The organism is Spirosoma flavum (assembly GCF_042686045.1).
Taxonomy (GTDB): Bacteria; Bacteroidota; Bacteroidia; order Cytophagales; family Spirosomataceae; genus Spirosoma; species Spirosoma flavum.
The window spans coordinates 1,215,391-1,231,787 of the sequence record NZ_JBHUOM010000002.1 but is presented as its reverse complement, the minus strand read 5'-3'; the positions used below and the strand labels follow the sequence as shown (position 1 = coordinate 1,231,787).

Here is a 16,397-nt window from a genome sequence, read left to right as displayed (position 1 = left end):
CTACTTTAGATATGTAGCCAACCAATCAAAAATAGCCTGCCGGTTGACATCGCTATCGAACAAAACGCCATAATGTGGCGCATCCGGCACGATAATCACCTTGTTTTTTACATGGGCGAGCGTTAGCCATGAGCTTAGCAGAATTGACTGGGCCGGTGGAACAGACTCGTCTTTCTGACCGTGAATGATCAGAAAGGGTGGGTCGTTCTTATCTACGTAGGTGACCGGGCTAGCCCGTTTAGCCAGATCAGGCCGGTGCAACGGTGTGGCTCCCAACAAACGACTTTCTGGATTACTAATGCTATCTGACAGCGAACCGCTTTGGGGCATCATCGCCAGTAGGTCGGCAGGACCGTAGAAATCGATCACGGCTTTGATGCGAAAAGGAGCCGGTTGGCGATCAACGTAAAAATCAGGAACGGTATTATTATTGGACAAAGCCAGCAGTGAAGCCAGATGTCCACCCGCCGAAAATCCGATCAGGGCGATTCGGCTTTTGTCGTAGTTATATTTTTCAGCGTTCCGGTACAGAAACGTCAGAGCCTGATTGCAATCCTGAATCTGAGCCGGAAACGGTGCCGTAGTGCTGTATCGGTAATCAATCGACGCCAACGCGTACCCTTTGTCAAGAATACTCCGAATGGTGTTTTTCATGTAGCTCATGTCGGCATACTTGTCGTTCAACATCCAGGCTCCGCCATGCACCCAAACGATCAGGGGTGTAGTCGGTCCTGACTTGGCAGGCAGGTAAATGTCCAGAAGGTGTTTTTTCAGCGTGTCACCAGCATAGGCTACGTTCTGAATCATTCGGGTACCCGGCGGAAAGATAGCCTGCACCGGATTAGTATTTTGGGCGCTGGCACCAAAAGAAGCGGATAGCAGCAGGAGCCAGACTAAACCGCTGGCAATAGATTTTCGGCGTTCGAATGAATGCATAGGTAAGGGGATACTACTTGGTGTAAAGGTCACAAAAGATGGCATAAAAAAGCACCATCCGGCTAAAGATGGTGCTCATAAAAATATAGGTTTACCCAAATCTACGCTTCATTGTTCAGTGACTGCATGTCAATCACAAACCGATAGCGCACATCTCCTTTCAGCATACGGTCGTAGGCTGATTGAATGTCTTTGATAGAAATCAGTTCGATGTCCGAAATAATGTTATGTTCGGCGCAGTAGTCCAGCATTTCCTGTGTTTCGGGCAGTCCCCCGATTCCTGAACCGGCAATACTTTTCCGTCCGCCTATCAGGTTGAAACCCAGAATTTCAGTTGGCGTTGGGGGCGCACCTACGCAAATATGTACGCCGTTTGTCCTCAGTAGAGAAAGATATAGATTGTAGTCGTGCGGAGCCGAAACCGTATCGATAATAAAATCGAAGTAGCCCTTTACATCGTTTACGCTGTCTGGGTCAGTGGTCAAGACAAACTTGTGCGCACCTAACCGTCTGGCATCCGTTTCTTTAGAAGGCGACGTACTCAGCATAGTAACTTCGGCCCCAAAGGCCACAGCGAACTTAACGGCCATGTGTCCCAAACCGCCCAGCCCTAACACGGCGACCTTGTGCCCTTCGCCGACTTTCCAGTGCCGCAGGGGCGAATACGTCGTAATACCTGCGCACAGCAATGGGGCAACACCGGCTAGATCTAACGTCTCGGAGACATGCAATACAAAATCCTCATGTACTACAATCAGGTTGGAGTACCCGCCGTAAGTAGGGGTTTTGCGATCCTGTTCTAAACCATTATATGTTTGCGAATTCCCGACAAGGCAGTACTGTTCCAACCCTTCCTGACAGTTTTCGCACTGACGGCATGAATCAACAAGGCAGCCAACACCAGCTAGATCGCCAACCTTGAATTTGGTAACATGGGCACCGACTTGCGTAACCCGCCCAACAATTTCGTGGCCCGGCACCATTGGAAAAATTGATCCGCCCCATTCATCGCGAATTTGGTGCAAGTCCGAGTGACAGACACCACAATAGAGAATATCGAACTGAACATCATGGGTTTTGAGCTCTCGCCGATCGAACTGAAACGGTGCCAGGGGCGAGTGAGCATCCTGAGCCGCGTATCCTTTTGCTGCAATCATAACGTGTACTGATTAATAAGGTAATTTGTGCTGTTAAAAAGAACTTTTATGGGGCATAATCCGGCCATTGGTTATGTGCCTCAGGCGAAGTGAAGTTTATATACTGTCAGACCTGTGTTGCCAGATCGACCGTACGTCTATATAGCCTGATTTATAAGTAACCTACCAGTCTAAAAAACGTTTGAATTAACAGTAGAAAGAGGAAAATCTGATAGCTCTCTTTGAAACTCCCTACGGCATTATTTCTATCACAAAGGCTTGTTTTCAGATGTTTGAATCAATTGCATTCCTTGATGTTAAGGAAACTATAAAACAAAACGGCTCCCACTTTCGCAGGAGCCGTTTTGCATAAGCAAACAGGAATCTTAACCCAAGTACGTCTTTAACGCCTTCGACCGTGAGGTGTGGCGTAACCGACGAATGGCTTTTTCTTTAATCTGCCGAACCCGTTCGCGAGTCAGGTTAAATTTCTCACCAATTTCTTCGAGTGTCATGGCGTGTTCACCATTCAAGCCGAAGTAAAGCGTGATTACGTCAGCCTCACGTTGTGTTAATGTCGAGAGAGCACGTTGTACTTCTTTCCGAAGCGAGTCGTTAATCAGGCCCGAATCGGGTTTATCTTCGCCATCGTTTTCGAGTACGTCGAGCAGGCTATTTTCTTCACCCTGCACAAACGGAGCATCCATCGATACATGGCGACCCGAAATTTTAAGCGTATCAACTACTTCAGCAGCCGAAATTTCGAGTACTGCCGCCAATTCTTCCGGCGACGGTTCACGTTCAAACTTCTGCTCAAGATCGGAGAATGTTTTGGAAATTTTATTCAGCGAGCCAACCCGGTTAAGGGGTAGTCGCACAATCCGTGACTGTTCGGCTAAAGCCTGTAGAATGGACTGGCGAATCCACCAAACAGCGTAAGAGATAAATTTAAATCCACGCGTTTCATCGAACCGTTGAGCGGCCTTAATCAGACCAAGATTTCCTTCGTTGATTAAGTCACCCAGTGAAAGGCCCTGATTCTGGTATTGTTTAGCAACCGATACGACAAAGCGTAAATTTGCTTTTGTTAAGCGTTCCAGCGCCAGTTGGTCACCTTCCCGAATTTTTTGGGCCAGCGTTACTTCCTCATCGGGCGTAAGCAGATCCACTTTACCAATCTCCTGCAAGTATTTATCTAACGACTGGCTCTCGCGGTTGGTAATCTGTTTCGAAATTTTTAGCTGTCTCATATCCGTTGTTCCCGGTGGTGTGACTATATAACGTTAACGTTTGACGTTACATTACACGAAAAAGTAACAATGACTTACGCGTTTTTGTTCTCTGGCTTAGGCAGTAAAACTTTGCGCGATAAACGATACTTTCCGGTCTTTTTATCCACGTCAACCAGCTTTACCGTTATCTCCTCCCCTACCTGCAAGACACCATCCATCGTTTCCAGGCGTTCCCACTTAATCTCGGAAATGTGCAAAAGTCCATCTTTACCCGGCATGAATTCAACGAAGGCCCCAAAGGGTTGAATCGTTTTCACTTTGCCAACGTATGTTTCACCAACTTCTGGTACAGCTACGATTCCTTTCACACGCGACACGGCTTTGTCCATGCTCTCTTTGCTGGTGGCAAAAATGCTAACCCAACCCGCGTTGTCGTGTTCATCGATGTTAACAACGGCACCCGAATCTTTCTGGATGTCCTGAACAACCTTACCACCGGGCCCGATAATCGCGCCAATCTGGTTAGTGTCAATTTTAATAACAACGGCACGGGGTGCGTGAGGTTTCAAATCCGAGCGGACATCCGTGATGCCTTTCTTCATCTCACCCAAAATATGTAACCGACCTAAACGGGCCTGCTCCAGCGCTTGCGCCAGCACTTCATACGATAACCCATCTACTTTCAGGTCCATCTGGCAGGCTACGATTCCGTTTTCGGTACCCGTAACCTTGAAGTCCATATCACCAAGGTGATCTTCGTCGCCAAGGATATCCGACAGAATAGCATACTTGTCACCGTCCGAAATTAAGCCCATCGCAATCCCGGCTACGGGTGCTTTTATTTTAATCCCGGCATCCATCAAGGCCATCGTACCGGCACAAACCGTTGCCATCGACGATGAACCGTTTGACTCCAGAATGTCGGACACAATCCGAATCGTGTATGGGTTCTCTTCTGCGGGCGGCAACACCTTTTTCAATGACCGGTGGGCCAGATTACCGTGACCAATTTCGCGCCGACCAGCACCCCGGTTAGGCTTCACTTCACCCGTTGAAAAACCGGGGAAATTATAGTGCAACAGGAATTTACTATACCCCTGATACATGGTTTGGTCAACAATCTGCTCATCGGTTTTAGTACCGAGCGTTACCGTTGTCAGCGATTGGGTTTCGCCCCGTGTGAACAAAGCGGATCCGTGCGGACCGGGCAGGTAACCTGCTTCAGCCGAAATTTGACGAATTTGATCTAATTTACGACCGTCTAAACGGGTACGCTCATCGAGTACCAACCGGCGTGATGCTTCCCATTCCAAATCGTGAAAATAGGTTTTGATCAAGCCTACATTTACGCTTTCACCTTCAGCAAACGAAGCTAAATATTCGTCACGAACAGCCTTGAAGCCATCTGAACGACCTTTTTTGCTTGGATTCTGTAGGAGGGCAACGGCATAAATTTTGTCGTAGTTAGCCGCCCGTACAGCAGCCCGCAGATCTTCGTCGTGCGTTTCGTGGTTGTATAGCCGTTTTTCGGTCTTACCAACTTTGGCTTCCAGTTCTTTCTGGGCTTGGCATTGTATTTTAATGGCTTCGTGGGCAACTTTAATAGCTTCCACTACTTCGGCTTCCGAACATTCGTTCATTTCGCCTTCCACCATGCAAATGTCTTTTTCTGTAGCAGCGACAATCAGGTCGATGGTAGCCCGTGCCAGTTCAGACGTTTTAGGGTTAATCTTGTACTGTCCGTCAATTTTGGCGACGCGCACTTCTGAGATTGGACCATTAAACGGAATATTTGACACGGCTAGTGCTGAAGAAGCCGCTAATGCAGCTAAGGCATCGGGCTGCACTTCGGGATCTGCCGAAATCAATGTAATCATTACCTGCGTGTCGGCGTGGTAATTATCTGGGAAGATAGGCCGTAAAGCACGGTCAACTAAGCGACTAATTAGAATTTCGTGGTCACCTAAACGACCTTCGCGCCGTTGGAAGCTACCCGGAATACGGCCAGCCGATGCGAATTTTTCTTGGTAGTCAACGGATAGAGGAAGGAAATCAACGCCTTCTTTGGCATCTTTACTCGATACAACGGTGGCTAACAGCATTGTGTCGCCTAATCGTACAACTACCGCCCCGTCGGCCTGTCGGGCCAGTTTGCCAGTTTCGATAGTAATTTCCCGCCCGTCGGGCAGCGCAACGGATTGCGTGGTGATTTCAAACATACAACAGATTTTGAATACGTCTTACAGCTTTAAACCGCTCCGGCTACTAAACCGGTTTACTCGTCAATTTCGTCTTTCGAGGATTTTCTCTAAGCCCATACATAAACAACAAAAATGAGGGAATCTACTGTGTAGCAGATTCCCTTTTTTGTGGGGTGGCTCGATTATTTCCGGAGTCCCAATGCAGCTAGAATAGCCCGGTACCGCGTGATATCTTTTTTGAGCAGATAGTTCAACAGGCGCCGACGTTTACCAACTAATTTCAACAGACCCAGTTGAGTGCCGTAATCGTGCTTGTGAACTTTCAGGTGATCAGTTAAATGACTGATCCGGTAAGTGAACAGCGCGATCTGGGATTCGGCCGACCCGGTGTCAGTTGCACTTTTGGCATGACCCGAGGTGGAGAATATCTCCTGTTTTTTTTCGGTCGTTAGATACATCTTCAGACAGCTAATTTGATTAAAATAATGAATTCGGGTGCAAAGATAGTAAAAATAGTCGGTATTAAGTTCGTTGCCGGTTAGCAAAATACTTGTTAACCACTAGCTAACGGTGGTTGATGGCTGCCTGAAAGCAATCCATTTTTTCTTGAGCCGCTCCCAGGCAATTATGTAAACATCTTTATCGAACAGACGCGAATCATGCCGGGCGCGCTGCATCAGCATCAGACCAATTGGAAACAGCACAATATTAGCCAACCAGGCACCAATGGGCACCCAAACTAGCCCGTCTTTAGCATATTTATCGCCCGCTATGGTCAGGACGTACAGAAAAATAAAAAATACGATGGCAATGAGTACGGGTAAACCAAACCCGCCTTTTTTAATAATCGCCCCCATCGACGCGCCAATCAGAAACATGACAAAGACCGAAAAAGCCTGGGTAAATTTGTGATGGGTTTCTAATTGATACCGCCAGACGTTCTTCTCTTTTTCAGTCAGGTACGTTACGTTCGACGTTGAGTATGACAAAATATTCTGTGCCTGAGTAAGGGCCGATTGTGCCAGTTCAGGCCGTGTTATCTGTTGTTTTTTCAGCAATGAATCTACCCATTTCCCATCAGTCACCGTTTTCTGTTTAAGGGCAGCATCGGCCTTAAACTGGTAGTTGTAATACTGCCGCGATGTACCGGCTACGTTCAAACTGGTTGTTGTATAATCTTTACGCAGTGAATCAGTCAGTTTTGAGAGTTGGCTGAGGTCTTTCATATACTCGTGGTACTCAAACTGGTTCTCATCGGTGCGTTTAATCCCGAATGACTCCAAACTGATAATGAGTCGGTAGTCCTTAAATCCATTCCGCATGAATTGGGCACCCTGCGCTGACGTCCCATTGCTGGCATAATTAACGCTGTTGTCAGAATACTCCTGGTAATCGTTGCCGTTGAAGAGTTGAAAAACGAGGTATGTCCGATCCTTATCCGTGTACATCCGCCCCGAATCGGCCAGGATAATCTCACGGTTACCAGACTCGAGCCCGCTAGTCGGATGTTTATAAATGACCAACCCCTTCAGAAGATCCCCGGTGGTGCTGCCTTTTGCGGCTTTAACTTTGTGGTCTACCTTGATGCTATAGCCGGGCAAATCGTTATAAAAAATCCCTTCTTTTAAGTTTAGGGTAGCTTTGGCCGTCTTAATGTCGTAGAGTAGACTGTATCCTTTAAGATTAGCCCAGGGCGCAACTGAGTTATTAAACCAAAACGAAAATGCACTAATACCAGTAGCGACGATGAGTAGTGGGCGCATAGCCCGTGTAAGCGAAATACCCGCACTTTTGAGTGCTGTCAGCTCAAAAAATTCGCCGAGGTTACCAAAAGTCATCAATGATGACAGTAGCACCGCCAGAGGCAACGCAGTTGGTATTGTTAATAAAGCGAAGTAGAAAAGTAAACGGCCGAACGTGGCCATGTCGAGGTCTTTGGATACGAACTCGTCAATATAAAACATTAACAGTCGCATCAGGAAAATAAAGATGACGACACCAAGGGTTAAAAAAAACGGCCCCCAAAATGAGCCGAGCACTAACTTATCTATTTTTTTCATTCTACATATAACGCGCAGAAGAACGTCGACTGTACATACACAAGGCGGGAATTGCGAATGGATAATGGTTTACCTACACTACGCTAAAGCCATTACATTCGAGGCCGCCTATTGGGTTCATTTTCCATTATTCATTAACCTTTTTTAACTACCAACGATTTCTTTAAGCTTGTCCATCAGACCATTCCAAAGGTCTTTGAGCTCTTCTTCGTCAGTTGTCGTAGAATAGTCGGTGATGCGTAGAAACGTTGATTGCGTCAGTTCACTCTGATCGACCCGAAAGTCAACGTAATTATTATCGGAGCCGTTTTCATCCGTGTCCAGAAACTCAAAGCGAACCCCTTTATTCTGCCGCATAGATACCTGTCGGGCAAAGTGGCTTTCGTTGTCCCATTGAAAGTCAAACCGTTGCTCTGGCATCGTATTTACTTTACTGGCAAACCACTGCGACAAGCCGGATGCGGTGCTGATGTAAGGAAACAGCATTTTGGGAGACGCCCGAAGTTCGTATTCAGTAATAAACTTAAATTTCTCCATAATTTCGTGGCCTTAGGAACGGTGGCATTGGCAAAGGTAAACGATTTTTTTTGCGAATGTCAACGCCCTTTTTTGCTCTGAGTCAATTTTTTCTTACTTTTGTGGCACCAACCCGGCGGGGTAGCTCAGATGGTTAGAGCGTAGGATTCATAACCCTAAGGTCGGCAGTTCGATCCTGCTCCCCGCTACACGAACAATGCCCTGATTCACAACGAGTTAGGGCATTTTCTTTGCTATCCCCACTTATTATTCCATTTTATTGACTTATTTTTAACAAAATACTGATTATCAAAGTTTTACAAGATAGCATTTGTACGGCTGAAGGCAACACACGGCATTTACGTTTACACCTCTACTTACACTAATGCTGATGATTTGCAGGTTACTTATCTTATTTAACCGGTCATTTCATAAAAAGTAGTCTCATTTAGTGTCTCCCCTTTTCTATTGTTTGAGGCACATTTCGGTAATCCGACTTAAAATACTAAAGTTAGAACCTGGTATATTATAAGAATTTCATAACCAGAAAAACAGCCAGCAAGCCTATGTCTGAATCCATCGACATATGATAATAGAGCGTAGGACATTCTTCGAAAAGAGGTCTGCGTTGAGCCATGTTTTACTCTAAAAGCCTGAATAGTTTATTCCTGTAGTCAGCAAGGAGACAAAGGAAGATCCAAGGCGCTGATGGCTGAATCAGCGACCGGCCTGCTTATACCACCTGGGGACATCGAGTGGCAACCGGCGACCATCGAAGGGTATTTTCATCGGACCATAGTAGGTGGTCAGGTAGGTGAGAATAGCCGGTTCCGACTCACCCAGATCCCAAAGTTTCTGCGTCCGCTGCATCCACCGAATCCGTTCCACCCACTTTTCACGGTCGAAGTGGCTTTGCAGAATCAGTTTGCTGGAATGGCAGGCCGTACACTGCCCTTTTACCAGCAGCAAATTCTTGTCGATGGCAAGCCCCGATTCGGGATCGTGCTGAACAACACCGGGCTTTATCGAGTCGGCGGCTGACAATGCGGTCTGTACCCCCTCCCCACCGGCCTGTATTCCGGCAGACTGCCTAACAGGATTGTTAGGTGTCAATGCCCGAGATTTCTGCGAAGACACAGACTTTGGCTGTGGCTTTTTGACCGGAGCTGGTTGCCGGGCTACCCAGGCGCATAGCAACCATATGCACAGGCTGCCAATCAGCCCGCTATAATGGATTGATTTTTGTCGCTTATTCATGCTTTCTGCTCTATACGACTTTAATGGCGATACGATGACAAGCATTGTTGCAGTATCCTTCGGGATTCCATTGGGGCATCACCATTGGTTGCGACACACCGGCATCGTCAGTGGCCCGCGCCCACACTTCATAATAACCCTGTTGGGGTAGTTTCACGTTCGCCGTCCAATGCTGCCAGGCCAGCCGGTTTTTGGGTGCTTTCAGGTCAGCCAGTTGCCAGGTTGCACCAAAATCAATCGAGATGTTTACCGACTTAACCACCCGATCCCCCGCCCATGCGTGCCCGCGTAGGTTCATCGATTGACCCACGGGCATTTCCAGTCCCGTTTTGGGAAAAGTTATGAGCGACTTGACAGGCATAGACTCGATAATTCTGAATTCGCTGGCGGGTGGATCGACACCCGGCACAACCGGATGAATGGGTAACCGATAGCTCTTGCCCGTCATCTTGGCCCCGTCGTGAACTTTATTGCGGATGGCAATTGTGTGTAGCCACTTGCCCGACACGGAGGCTGGCCAGCCGCCAATCACCAGCCGCAGCGGATAACCATGCACCAGCGGAATATCAGCTCCATTCATGGACCAGGCAATGATCGTTTCGTCTTCGAGAGCTTTTTGCATCGGTACCCCGCGCGAGATCACCGCCTGGGTCGGGTCCTGACTTAGATGCAGGTCTTTCCCGTAGTAGCCTATATACACGGCATCGTCTTTCAAACCCACGTCGGCAAGGATATCTTTCAACCGCACACCTGTCCATTCGGCGCAGCTAACACCCCCTTCGGTCCACTGATTGCCGCTAGTTTTGGGAAAGTAACCCGCCCGACCATTGCCCCCGCATTCCAGCACTAACTGGTACGTGTGAGCCTTGAACTTCGTTTTCAGGTCGTTCAACGTATAGGTTTTGGCGGCCTTCACCGATTCGCCGTTGATAGTCAGCGTCCAGCCAGCCACATCAATCGCGGAGGGAATCAGGCCGTTATTGCGAATAAACATCTTGTCGGCGGGCGTTATGGCATCGTCAAGGAGATAGGCCGGAGTTTCCACATTCCAGGGCTTATCGTTAAGCACGACCAGATTTTTATTCTTACTGGCCAGCGGGTCCGTATCGAAGACCATCGGCAAGTAATTTGGAGGAAGTCGGTCGGCGAAGACAATGTCAGTACCCAACAGGGCCGTTAACGCTGTTAGTGAACCGGCTTTGAGAAAGCCCCGCCGGTTGAATAGGGATAAGGTTGATTTAGAGGTGTCGTTTTTCATACGTAGGCTGAAAATAGTATTTGTTTTAATGACAGAAGCAAAAAATAAATACAAACATGTAGAATTGCGTAGAGGGAGATTGCAGAAATCAGTATCTAAAGCACCACACCCGGCACCATGGGCTTTCATCCCACCGCCTGGATATCCTTCTAAAACAGACCGGAGCCGATTAGAAACAACGTCAGGATCAGACCAATATGGGCTATGTGAACCAGCGCCACCGCTACTGGCTCAATCGTAAGCAAATACGTGTGGGCGATTATAGCCACTATAAACAGGACGGCAAAATAAAGAATACTGACTTTGCGATTTCTCATCCGCGAAAGAGCCGCAATGCCGAGCGTGGCCGGGATAATACTGAGCACACGAGCCAGTTTCACCGTCGTAGCAGCGGTAAAGCTTCCAGACCAAATCTTAAATCTTGCCTGTTATTTATTAAAACACTGCCAGCCAACAAACGCCAGTGCTATAGCCCGTATAAAGAGGAACGAGAGCCATATTTTTTTTATGAAACACAACTCGTTTGAGCCAGGGATAGGTCTGGTAAACCAGTTCTGTGGCACCAATACCCACGCCCGCACCAAATAGTACATCAGCTAGCCAATGCCGATTCTTTAACATTCGTAAGGCTCCAACAGTCGTGGCTGCTCCGTACCCGGCTACGCTGTACCAACCGCTACGCCCGCCGTACTCGTGGGCCAGTAGAGCCGCACCAGTGAAAGCCAGGGACGTGTGACCCGACGGAAAAGACTCATTACCTGCTCCATCTGGTCGGGGATAGGCTACGGTATATTTTAGACCTTGTGTAATGGCTTGTGCTACGCCATGGGATAAAACTGTCAGGATGACCTGATCACCAAAGGCGTGCTTGCCTTTTACCCCAGCAGCTCCCAAACCCAGGACTGCCAGCGTTGGCGCATACTGACCGAAATCATCGACGTGTGAAGAAAAACCGGGGTATCGTCCAACTACTTCAGACTGGATATGGCGACTAATTTGACCCTGTGTCAGAAGACCCGCCGTCATTAGTCCGAGGGGAACGATGTAGGCCGTTGGCCGGAACATCGGCTGGGCGGCTACCAATTGTACAGCAGTAGTATCTAACTGATTCTGAGCCGTAGAAAAACGGACGGAACCTGTGAGTAATAGCAATAAAACGAGTTGTTTCATTATAACTTAAAGGGTAAAAAAAACAAAAAGACTCAATTGCCGACCATATGGTCGGCAATTGAGCTAACACACCCACTAGCCGATTTCTTAACCGGCTCACCCTCAACAGCGGTGACATGGTTACTGAAAACAACCGTTCCGTGGCTTGTAATGCACGATCCCCGCCAACAAACTGCGCCGATACACTCCCCATGGCTATAACCAAAGGCAGGGCGGTTATGATGACATACGATGTAAACGTAAAACTTGATTCTGAAGCAATTCTGATAATAGGCCAGTAAGACACGGATCACCTGGTTTGCGCTCAAGTGTCCTGCCATAATTAGGAGTCCCATGTCATAGAAGTCTAACAGCTCATTACTACGATCAGACTGGCGGTAAGAGTTCGCACAACTAGTTGACTATCCTCATGTAAATCAACTCGTTACGTTCTCGTTTTTGTTCCTGCTGGAGGGCCGCTTACCGATGGTCGACTCGGTTAAGTATTTCGGCATATCGGCAATTGCCCGACATTACGGTTCTGGCTGGCACTCTTTACCAGTTCCATTTTTATCTTTGTATAGACCAATAAATTCCTGAGCATGAAAACTGGTAATCTGTTTTCGGGTATCCCCACTGTGTTACCCCAAGAGCTGATGGAGGATTTACTCGTGGGCCAGAGATTCCGACTCGAGCGCATTGTCTCCAAAGGTCACCGGTCTGCCGATGACTTTTGGTATGATCAGGCTGAAGACGAGTGGGTATTGCTGTTTCAGGGAGAGGCACGGCTTGAACTGGAAAGCCAAGCGGAGAATATTACTTTATCGGCGGGCATGTATCTCCACTTACCGGCTCATGTAAAGCACCGGGTTGTATGGACACATCAGGAAGTAGAAACCATCTGGCTGGCTATTTTTTACTCCGCTAATTCGGAACTTTTAGACGAGACTACTTAAGGGTCCACGGACTCAAAGAGAGCAGCCAAAAATGAGCTGTGGGGTTGGCTACCATTCGGAAAAATACGATTGCTATGCCCGGCTTAGAAGATATAGATATGAGCCTGTGCTCACTCTTGACTATATAGGTTGCGGCCAATTATTGGGACGATTTTGCAAGCTAACTCTACCTGCCCCGTAAGATAGTTACTCAGATATTCGACTCAATTCCCAAACCCTGCAGCTTGTCAGTGTGGCCAGCTATATTCTAACTATCAGGCTGCGACAAAGCTAAGTCGGTCGCCTGGTTAGCCAGTCCGTTAGTAGCCAGATTTTCCTGAGTCCAGCTAAACACGGCTAACACAGGACTATGAAAAAGCATTCTTAAATTTTTCAATTCTGCGACAAATTCTTCAAGCTCTTTAAAAAATTTGATAGTACTAGCTCTCTATCGTATTGATCTATAAACTTTACAGATTCAGTTTTATACTCCTTCACTTTTGAGCAATTACCAATGGCAGTATCTATATGCTCTTTTAGTGTATCCGTATCGTCATAATCAGCGACTAAAGCCAGATTATTTTTTTTCATTACTTTGTATAACTCTGAATTTTGATCTGCACTAATTATTAAGAGTTGTCCCACAGACATAATCCCTAGTAATTTAGAGGGAAAATAAACATCAAAAGGTATTTTCATTTGCGATATAAAAATAGCATCTACATCCACTAAATACTCTTTGTATTCCTGTGCATTTAAAAAAGGCAAGAACAAAACATTTTCGACACCCAATTTAGCTGCGTAAGCTTTTAAGGATTCTAGGCCTGATCCTTCACCTATTATTAAAAATAGCAGATCTGGGCGCACAGAAAACTTAGTAGCTATATCAACAAGAATTTCGAGACCTTGTTTTTTTCCAATATTTCCAGCGTAAGCTACCAAAAAGCTATCTTGACTAATACCAAATTTTTGACGAAACAATCCTTTTTCAGGGAAATCACTTTTACTTTCTTTGACGTGAAGCCAATTAGGCCATAAAATCACTTTTGTATGGTCTATTTTCTTTCTATCAATAAGTAATTGAGTCATACTGTTTGATATACTTGACACATGGTGAGCTTGCTTATAACTCCAGATTTCAATCTTATTAATAATGTGTAATACTGTAGACCCTTTAAGCATGCCAAGTGAATAAGCAGCTTCTACTTGAAAATCCTGGACATTAATAACTAGTTTCCGTTTCCAAAAAAGATTCATAAAAGCGGCTATTACCCCTAGCAAAACAGGCGTAGTAAATACAACTATTATATCTGGCCTTTTGACACGAAAGGAATTCAAAAGGGCAAATAACACTAACGTTAACTCATGTAGTATACGTTGAAATGAAGTTGGATTTTTAGCTACGTAAAGATACCCTCTGTATATAGAAATGCCTTTTACCGTTTCTTTAGCAAACAACTTACCCTTGTCTTCTTTTCTTTTTTCCCATTGTGGGTAAAATGGAAATCCGGTAATTACGTCAACATCGTAGCCATTTTCAGAGCAGTAAAAGGCAAAATCAGAAGAATAGATGGGAATACCGCTATGATCTGGAAAAAAAGCTTGGCTGTAAATAAGAACTCGTTCGGTAGCCATTGGTTTGGGAGTTAATTAAAAGTTACAAACTTGATATATAAAAATATTATATAATTCGGACAGGTATGATCCTATACTATTTAGTGTAAGAGGGTAATCATAATTTATTATTATTTATAAACTCTAATGCTTTTATTTAATTTTTCTATTCATTAGTTCTATTTTTGAACTGGCCCTAATACACTTGTCTATCTTGAAACATTAATTTAGTTAAGTAAGTAAATCAATCACATAAAAAGCAGTTATCAAGTGAGAGGGTTTGATAAATAAAGCTTTCACAAGGACAACTCTCCCAATACATTCACACATTTTTCAGCCTAATAGCGAGACTAACAAATACTGTTTATTCACTTTAGTAATCAAAAATCTTAATTCACTTTGTAAAATGCTAGGCAATAAAAGTAGATATTGTTTTTTCAAACACCTCAATAACTCCAGTATTTCATTCATTTTTTTAGGCAATGGTCTCTTTTAAACTAATCAGCAGGATATAAATAACAATTATTAATGTACAGAGAATATAACTTTTTGTATTTATTAAATAAAAATATTCAATAAAACTGTTACTCAATTATAAAAATACTTATTACACCTTCATAACTATATTCGTAGAGTTATTTTTTCTATTTAATTCTTGAAACAAAAACTCAAGAAAATTAACTAGTACAATTTACAGATTTATTGTACACTGATTATTTTACAAGACTTCTTATAGCAAGAAAGTATAAAAATTTACAGATTAATTTGTTCAACATTAATTAGTTGTAAATAGCCGGATGATAAAACCGTGTGTTATTCGAATCACATTACCATTTAGCCCTATGAATTAATTAAGTAGACTACTCTATTTAAGAGGCAAGACATAAAATATTAGACTTGCACTGATTCAGTTAGGTTCTTAGGTTCTAGTTTCTTGCTTTTCGATAATTCTCTCATTTTAATCTGTATGATAAATTCATAAAAACCCATATTAGTACAGTAAATCAATCCGGGAGTACCTTCCAAAAAGCCTAAATTGAAAATATAAGCTTGCACAAACCGGAGAAGAGGCCAACCTGGAAGACGGCTGAGCCATGATTTCAGCGCCGGGTTTCTTATGCTGGTATGAGGAGCTAAAATATTCTTCAAAGGGGGGCAATTATTTAATCGAGCAGCCGCTTCCTGGCTTGAATACCGGTTGTGGCGTTCCAGCCAATAGTGCCACCCTTTTGAGAAGCCATAATGCATATAAGGTTCTTTGATATAGTCAATCTGCCCATCCACACAATCTTCTTTCTGACCATGGCCAAAATCCGTAAATCGAGCTCGTCCTTTGCGCATCAAACGAAATTGCCATTTAGGAAAATTATCGCAGCGTCTAAGCCATGTATCATCCAGCATCATTTTCCAACACAAATAAAAACCTGCCACCTCCGTAGGTGCCTGATCGATAGCGGTGAAAATTGCAAGTTTGCATGCCTCTGTTACGATCTCATCGGCATCAAGGAATAGAATCCAATTGTGACGTATATTAATATTATCCAGAGCGTAATTTCGTTGTCTACCAAAACTTTCAAATTTGTTATACCAAATATGAGCATGAAATTGTTCAGCAATTTCATGCGTCCGGTCTGTACTTCCAGAATCAAGCACATGAACATCATCTGACCACTTAGCAGCATTTAAACACGCTGGCAAGTCAAGTTCTTCATTTTTGGTAAGAATTATTACTGAGATCATAAAAACATTATTATGTAATACATCTTCTATTTTTAATAGAATTTGATTAATTGTATGTTATTTCTTAGCTCCTCATTACTTACAACATAAGTTAACAACAGCCTTCAATTTGTTTTTTCAATAAACTAGTTAGATTAGTGCCATTTAAAAAAACTGTTTATCAGAAATAAATCACTCAAATGATAAGTAATGAAGGTTTCTCATAAACCAATTAAATACTACAATCAATGTTCTATTTTTCTTCTTTCATTATACTTGCTTTATATAGTTCTTAAATCTTCGGCTAATATCTCTTCGAAATTAGATAAGCTTTTTTTTCAAAAAAAAACAATTTAATTAGTTGTATTAGTTGTTACACTAGCA

14 protein-coding genes and 1 tRNA gene are annotated in these 16,397 nt (G+C 44.6%); 2 read left to right on the top strand and 13 right to left on the bottom strand.

The features are described 5' to 3' along the window. From ACFS25_RS10605 to ACFS25_RS10575, 7 genes are all read right to left on the bottom strand, one after another. Positions 1-936 carry an alpha/beta hydrolase fold domain-containing protein gene (locus ACFS25_RS10605; RefSeq protein ID WP_381499736.1) on the bottom strand — a complete coding sequence of 312 codons (936 nt, stop codon included), beginning with the start codon at positions 934-936 and terminating at the stop codon, positions 1-3. 101 nt (positions 937-1,037) lie between these two features. Next, positions 1,038-2,093 carry an NAD(P)-dependent alcohol dehydrogenase gene (locus ACFS25_RS10600; RefSeq protein ID WP_381499732.1) on the bottom strand — a complete coding sequence of 352 codons (1,056 nt, stop codon included), beginning with the start codon at positions 2,091-2,093 and terminating at the stop codon, positions 1,038-1,040. A gap of 365 nt (positions 2,094-2,458) precedes the next feature. Continuing rightward, complete coding sequence (locus ACFS25_RS10595; protein ID WP_381499730.1) at positions 2,459-3,322, bottom strand: sigma-70 family RNA polymerase sigma factor; 864 nt, start codon at positions 3,320-3,322, stop codon at positions 2,459-2,461. A 74-nt stretch (positions 3,323-3,396) separates the two neighbouring features. Continuing rightward, positions 3,397-5,523 (bottom strand): polyribonucleotide nucleotidyltransferase, encoded by a 2,127-nt coding sequence (locus tag ACFS25_RS10590; protein ID WP_381499728.1) that lies wholly within the window; start codon positions 5,521-5,523, stop codon positions 3,397-3,399. A 164-nt stretch (positions 5,524-5,687) separates the two neighbouring features. Beyond that, complete coding sequence (gene rpsO, locus ACFS25_RS10585) at positions 5,688-5,963, bottom strand: 30S ribosomal protein S15 (protein WP_381499725.1); 276 nt, start codon at positions 5,961-5,963, stop codon at positions 5,688-5,690. Positions 5,964-6,065: 102 nt separating this feature from the next. Next, positions 6,066-7,565 carry an LptF/LptG family permease gene (locus ACFS25_RS10580; protein ID WP_381499722.1) on the bottom strand — a complete coding sequence of 500 codons (1,500 nt, stop codon included), beginning with the start codon at positions 7,563-7,565 and terminating at the stop codon, positions 6,066-6,068. 144 nt (positions 7,566-7,709) lie between these two features. Then, positions 7,710-8,102 (bottom strand): START-like domain-containing protein, encoded by a 393-nt coding sequence (locus tag ACFS25_RS10575; protein WP_381499720.1) that lies wholly within the window; start codon positions 8,100-8,102, stop codon positions 7,710-7,712. A gap of 114 nt (positions 8,103-8,216) precedes the next feature. Between ACFS25_RS10575 and ACFS25_RS10570 the strand changes: the two genes are divergently transcribed. Beyond that, a tRNA-Met gene (locus ACFS25_RS10570) sits at positions 8,217-8,290 on the top strand. Positions 8,291-8,798: 508 nt separating this feature from the next. Here the strand turns inward: ACFS25_RS10570 and ACFS25_RS10565 are convergent. The 4 genes from ACFS25_RS10565 to ACFS25_RS10550 all read right to left on the bottom strand — a co-directional run bounded on the left by ACFS25_RS10565 (position 8,799) and on the right by ACFS25_RS10550 (position 11,766). After that, positions 8,799-9,338 (bottom strand): hypothetical protein, encoded by a 540-nt coding sequence (locus ACFS25_RS10565; RefSeq protein ID WP_381499717.1) that lies wholly within the window; start codon positions 9,336-9,338, stop codon positions 8,799-8,801. Between the two features lie 10 nt (positions 9,339-9,348). Beyond that, the gene (locus ACFS25_RS10560; protein ID WP_381499716.1) at positions 9,349-10,596 is read right to left on the bottom strand and encodes a sulfite oxidase; all 1,248 of its coding nucleotides are present in this window, start codon (positions 10,594-10,596) and stop codon (positions 9,349-9,351) included. Positions 10,597-10,745: 149 nt separating this feature from the next. Continuing rightward, positions 10,746-11,009 (bottom strand): putative sulfate exporter family transporter, encoded by a 264-nt coding sequence (locus ACFS25_RS10555; protein ID WP_381500859.1) that lies wholly within the window; start codon positions 11,007-11,009, stop codon positions 10,746-10,748. A gap of 22 nt (positions 11,010-11,031) precedes the next feature. After that, positions 11,032-11,766 carry a phosphatase PAP2 family protein gene (locus tag ACFS25_RS10550; RefSeq protein ID WP_381499713.1) on the bottom strand — a complete coding sequence of 245 codons (735 nt, stop codon included), beginning with the start codon at positions 11,764-11,766 and terminating at the stop codon, positions 11,032-11,034. A 581-nt stretch (positions 11,767-12,347) separates the two neighbouring features. On the opposite strand from ACFS25_RS10550, the gene ACFS25_RS10545 reads away from it, so the two are divergent. Beyond that, positions 12,348-12,701 carry a cupin domain-containing protein gene (locus ACFS25_RS10545; protein ID WP_381499711.1) on the top strand — a complete coding sequence of 118 codons (354 nt, stop codon included), beginning with the start codon at positions 12,348-12,350 and terminating at the stop codon, positions 12,699-12,701. Between the two features lie 372 nt (positions 12,702-13,073). On the opposite strand, the gene ACFS25_RS10540 is transcribed toward ACFS25_RS10545, so the two are convergent. Then, positions 13,074-14,315, bottom strand: coding sequence for a glycosyltransferase family 4 protein (locus tag ACFS25_RS10540; protein WP_381499708.1), 1,242 nt, complete (start codon positions 14,313-14,315; stop codon positions 13,074-13,076). Positions 14,316-15,185: 870 nt separating this feature from the next. Then, complete coding sequence (locus tag ACFS25_RS10535; RefSeq protein WP_381499706.1) at positions 15,186-16,034, bottom strand: glycosyltransferase family 2 protein; 849 nt, start codon at positions 16,032-16,034, stop codon at positions 15,186-15,188. Positions 16,035-16,397: the final 363 nt, after the last annotated feature.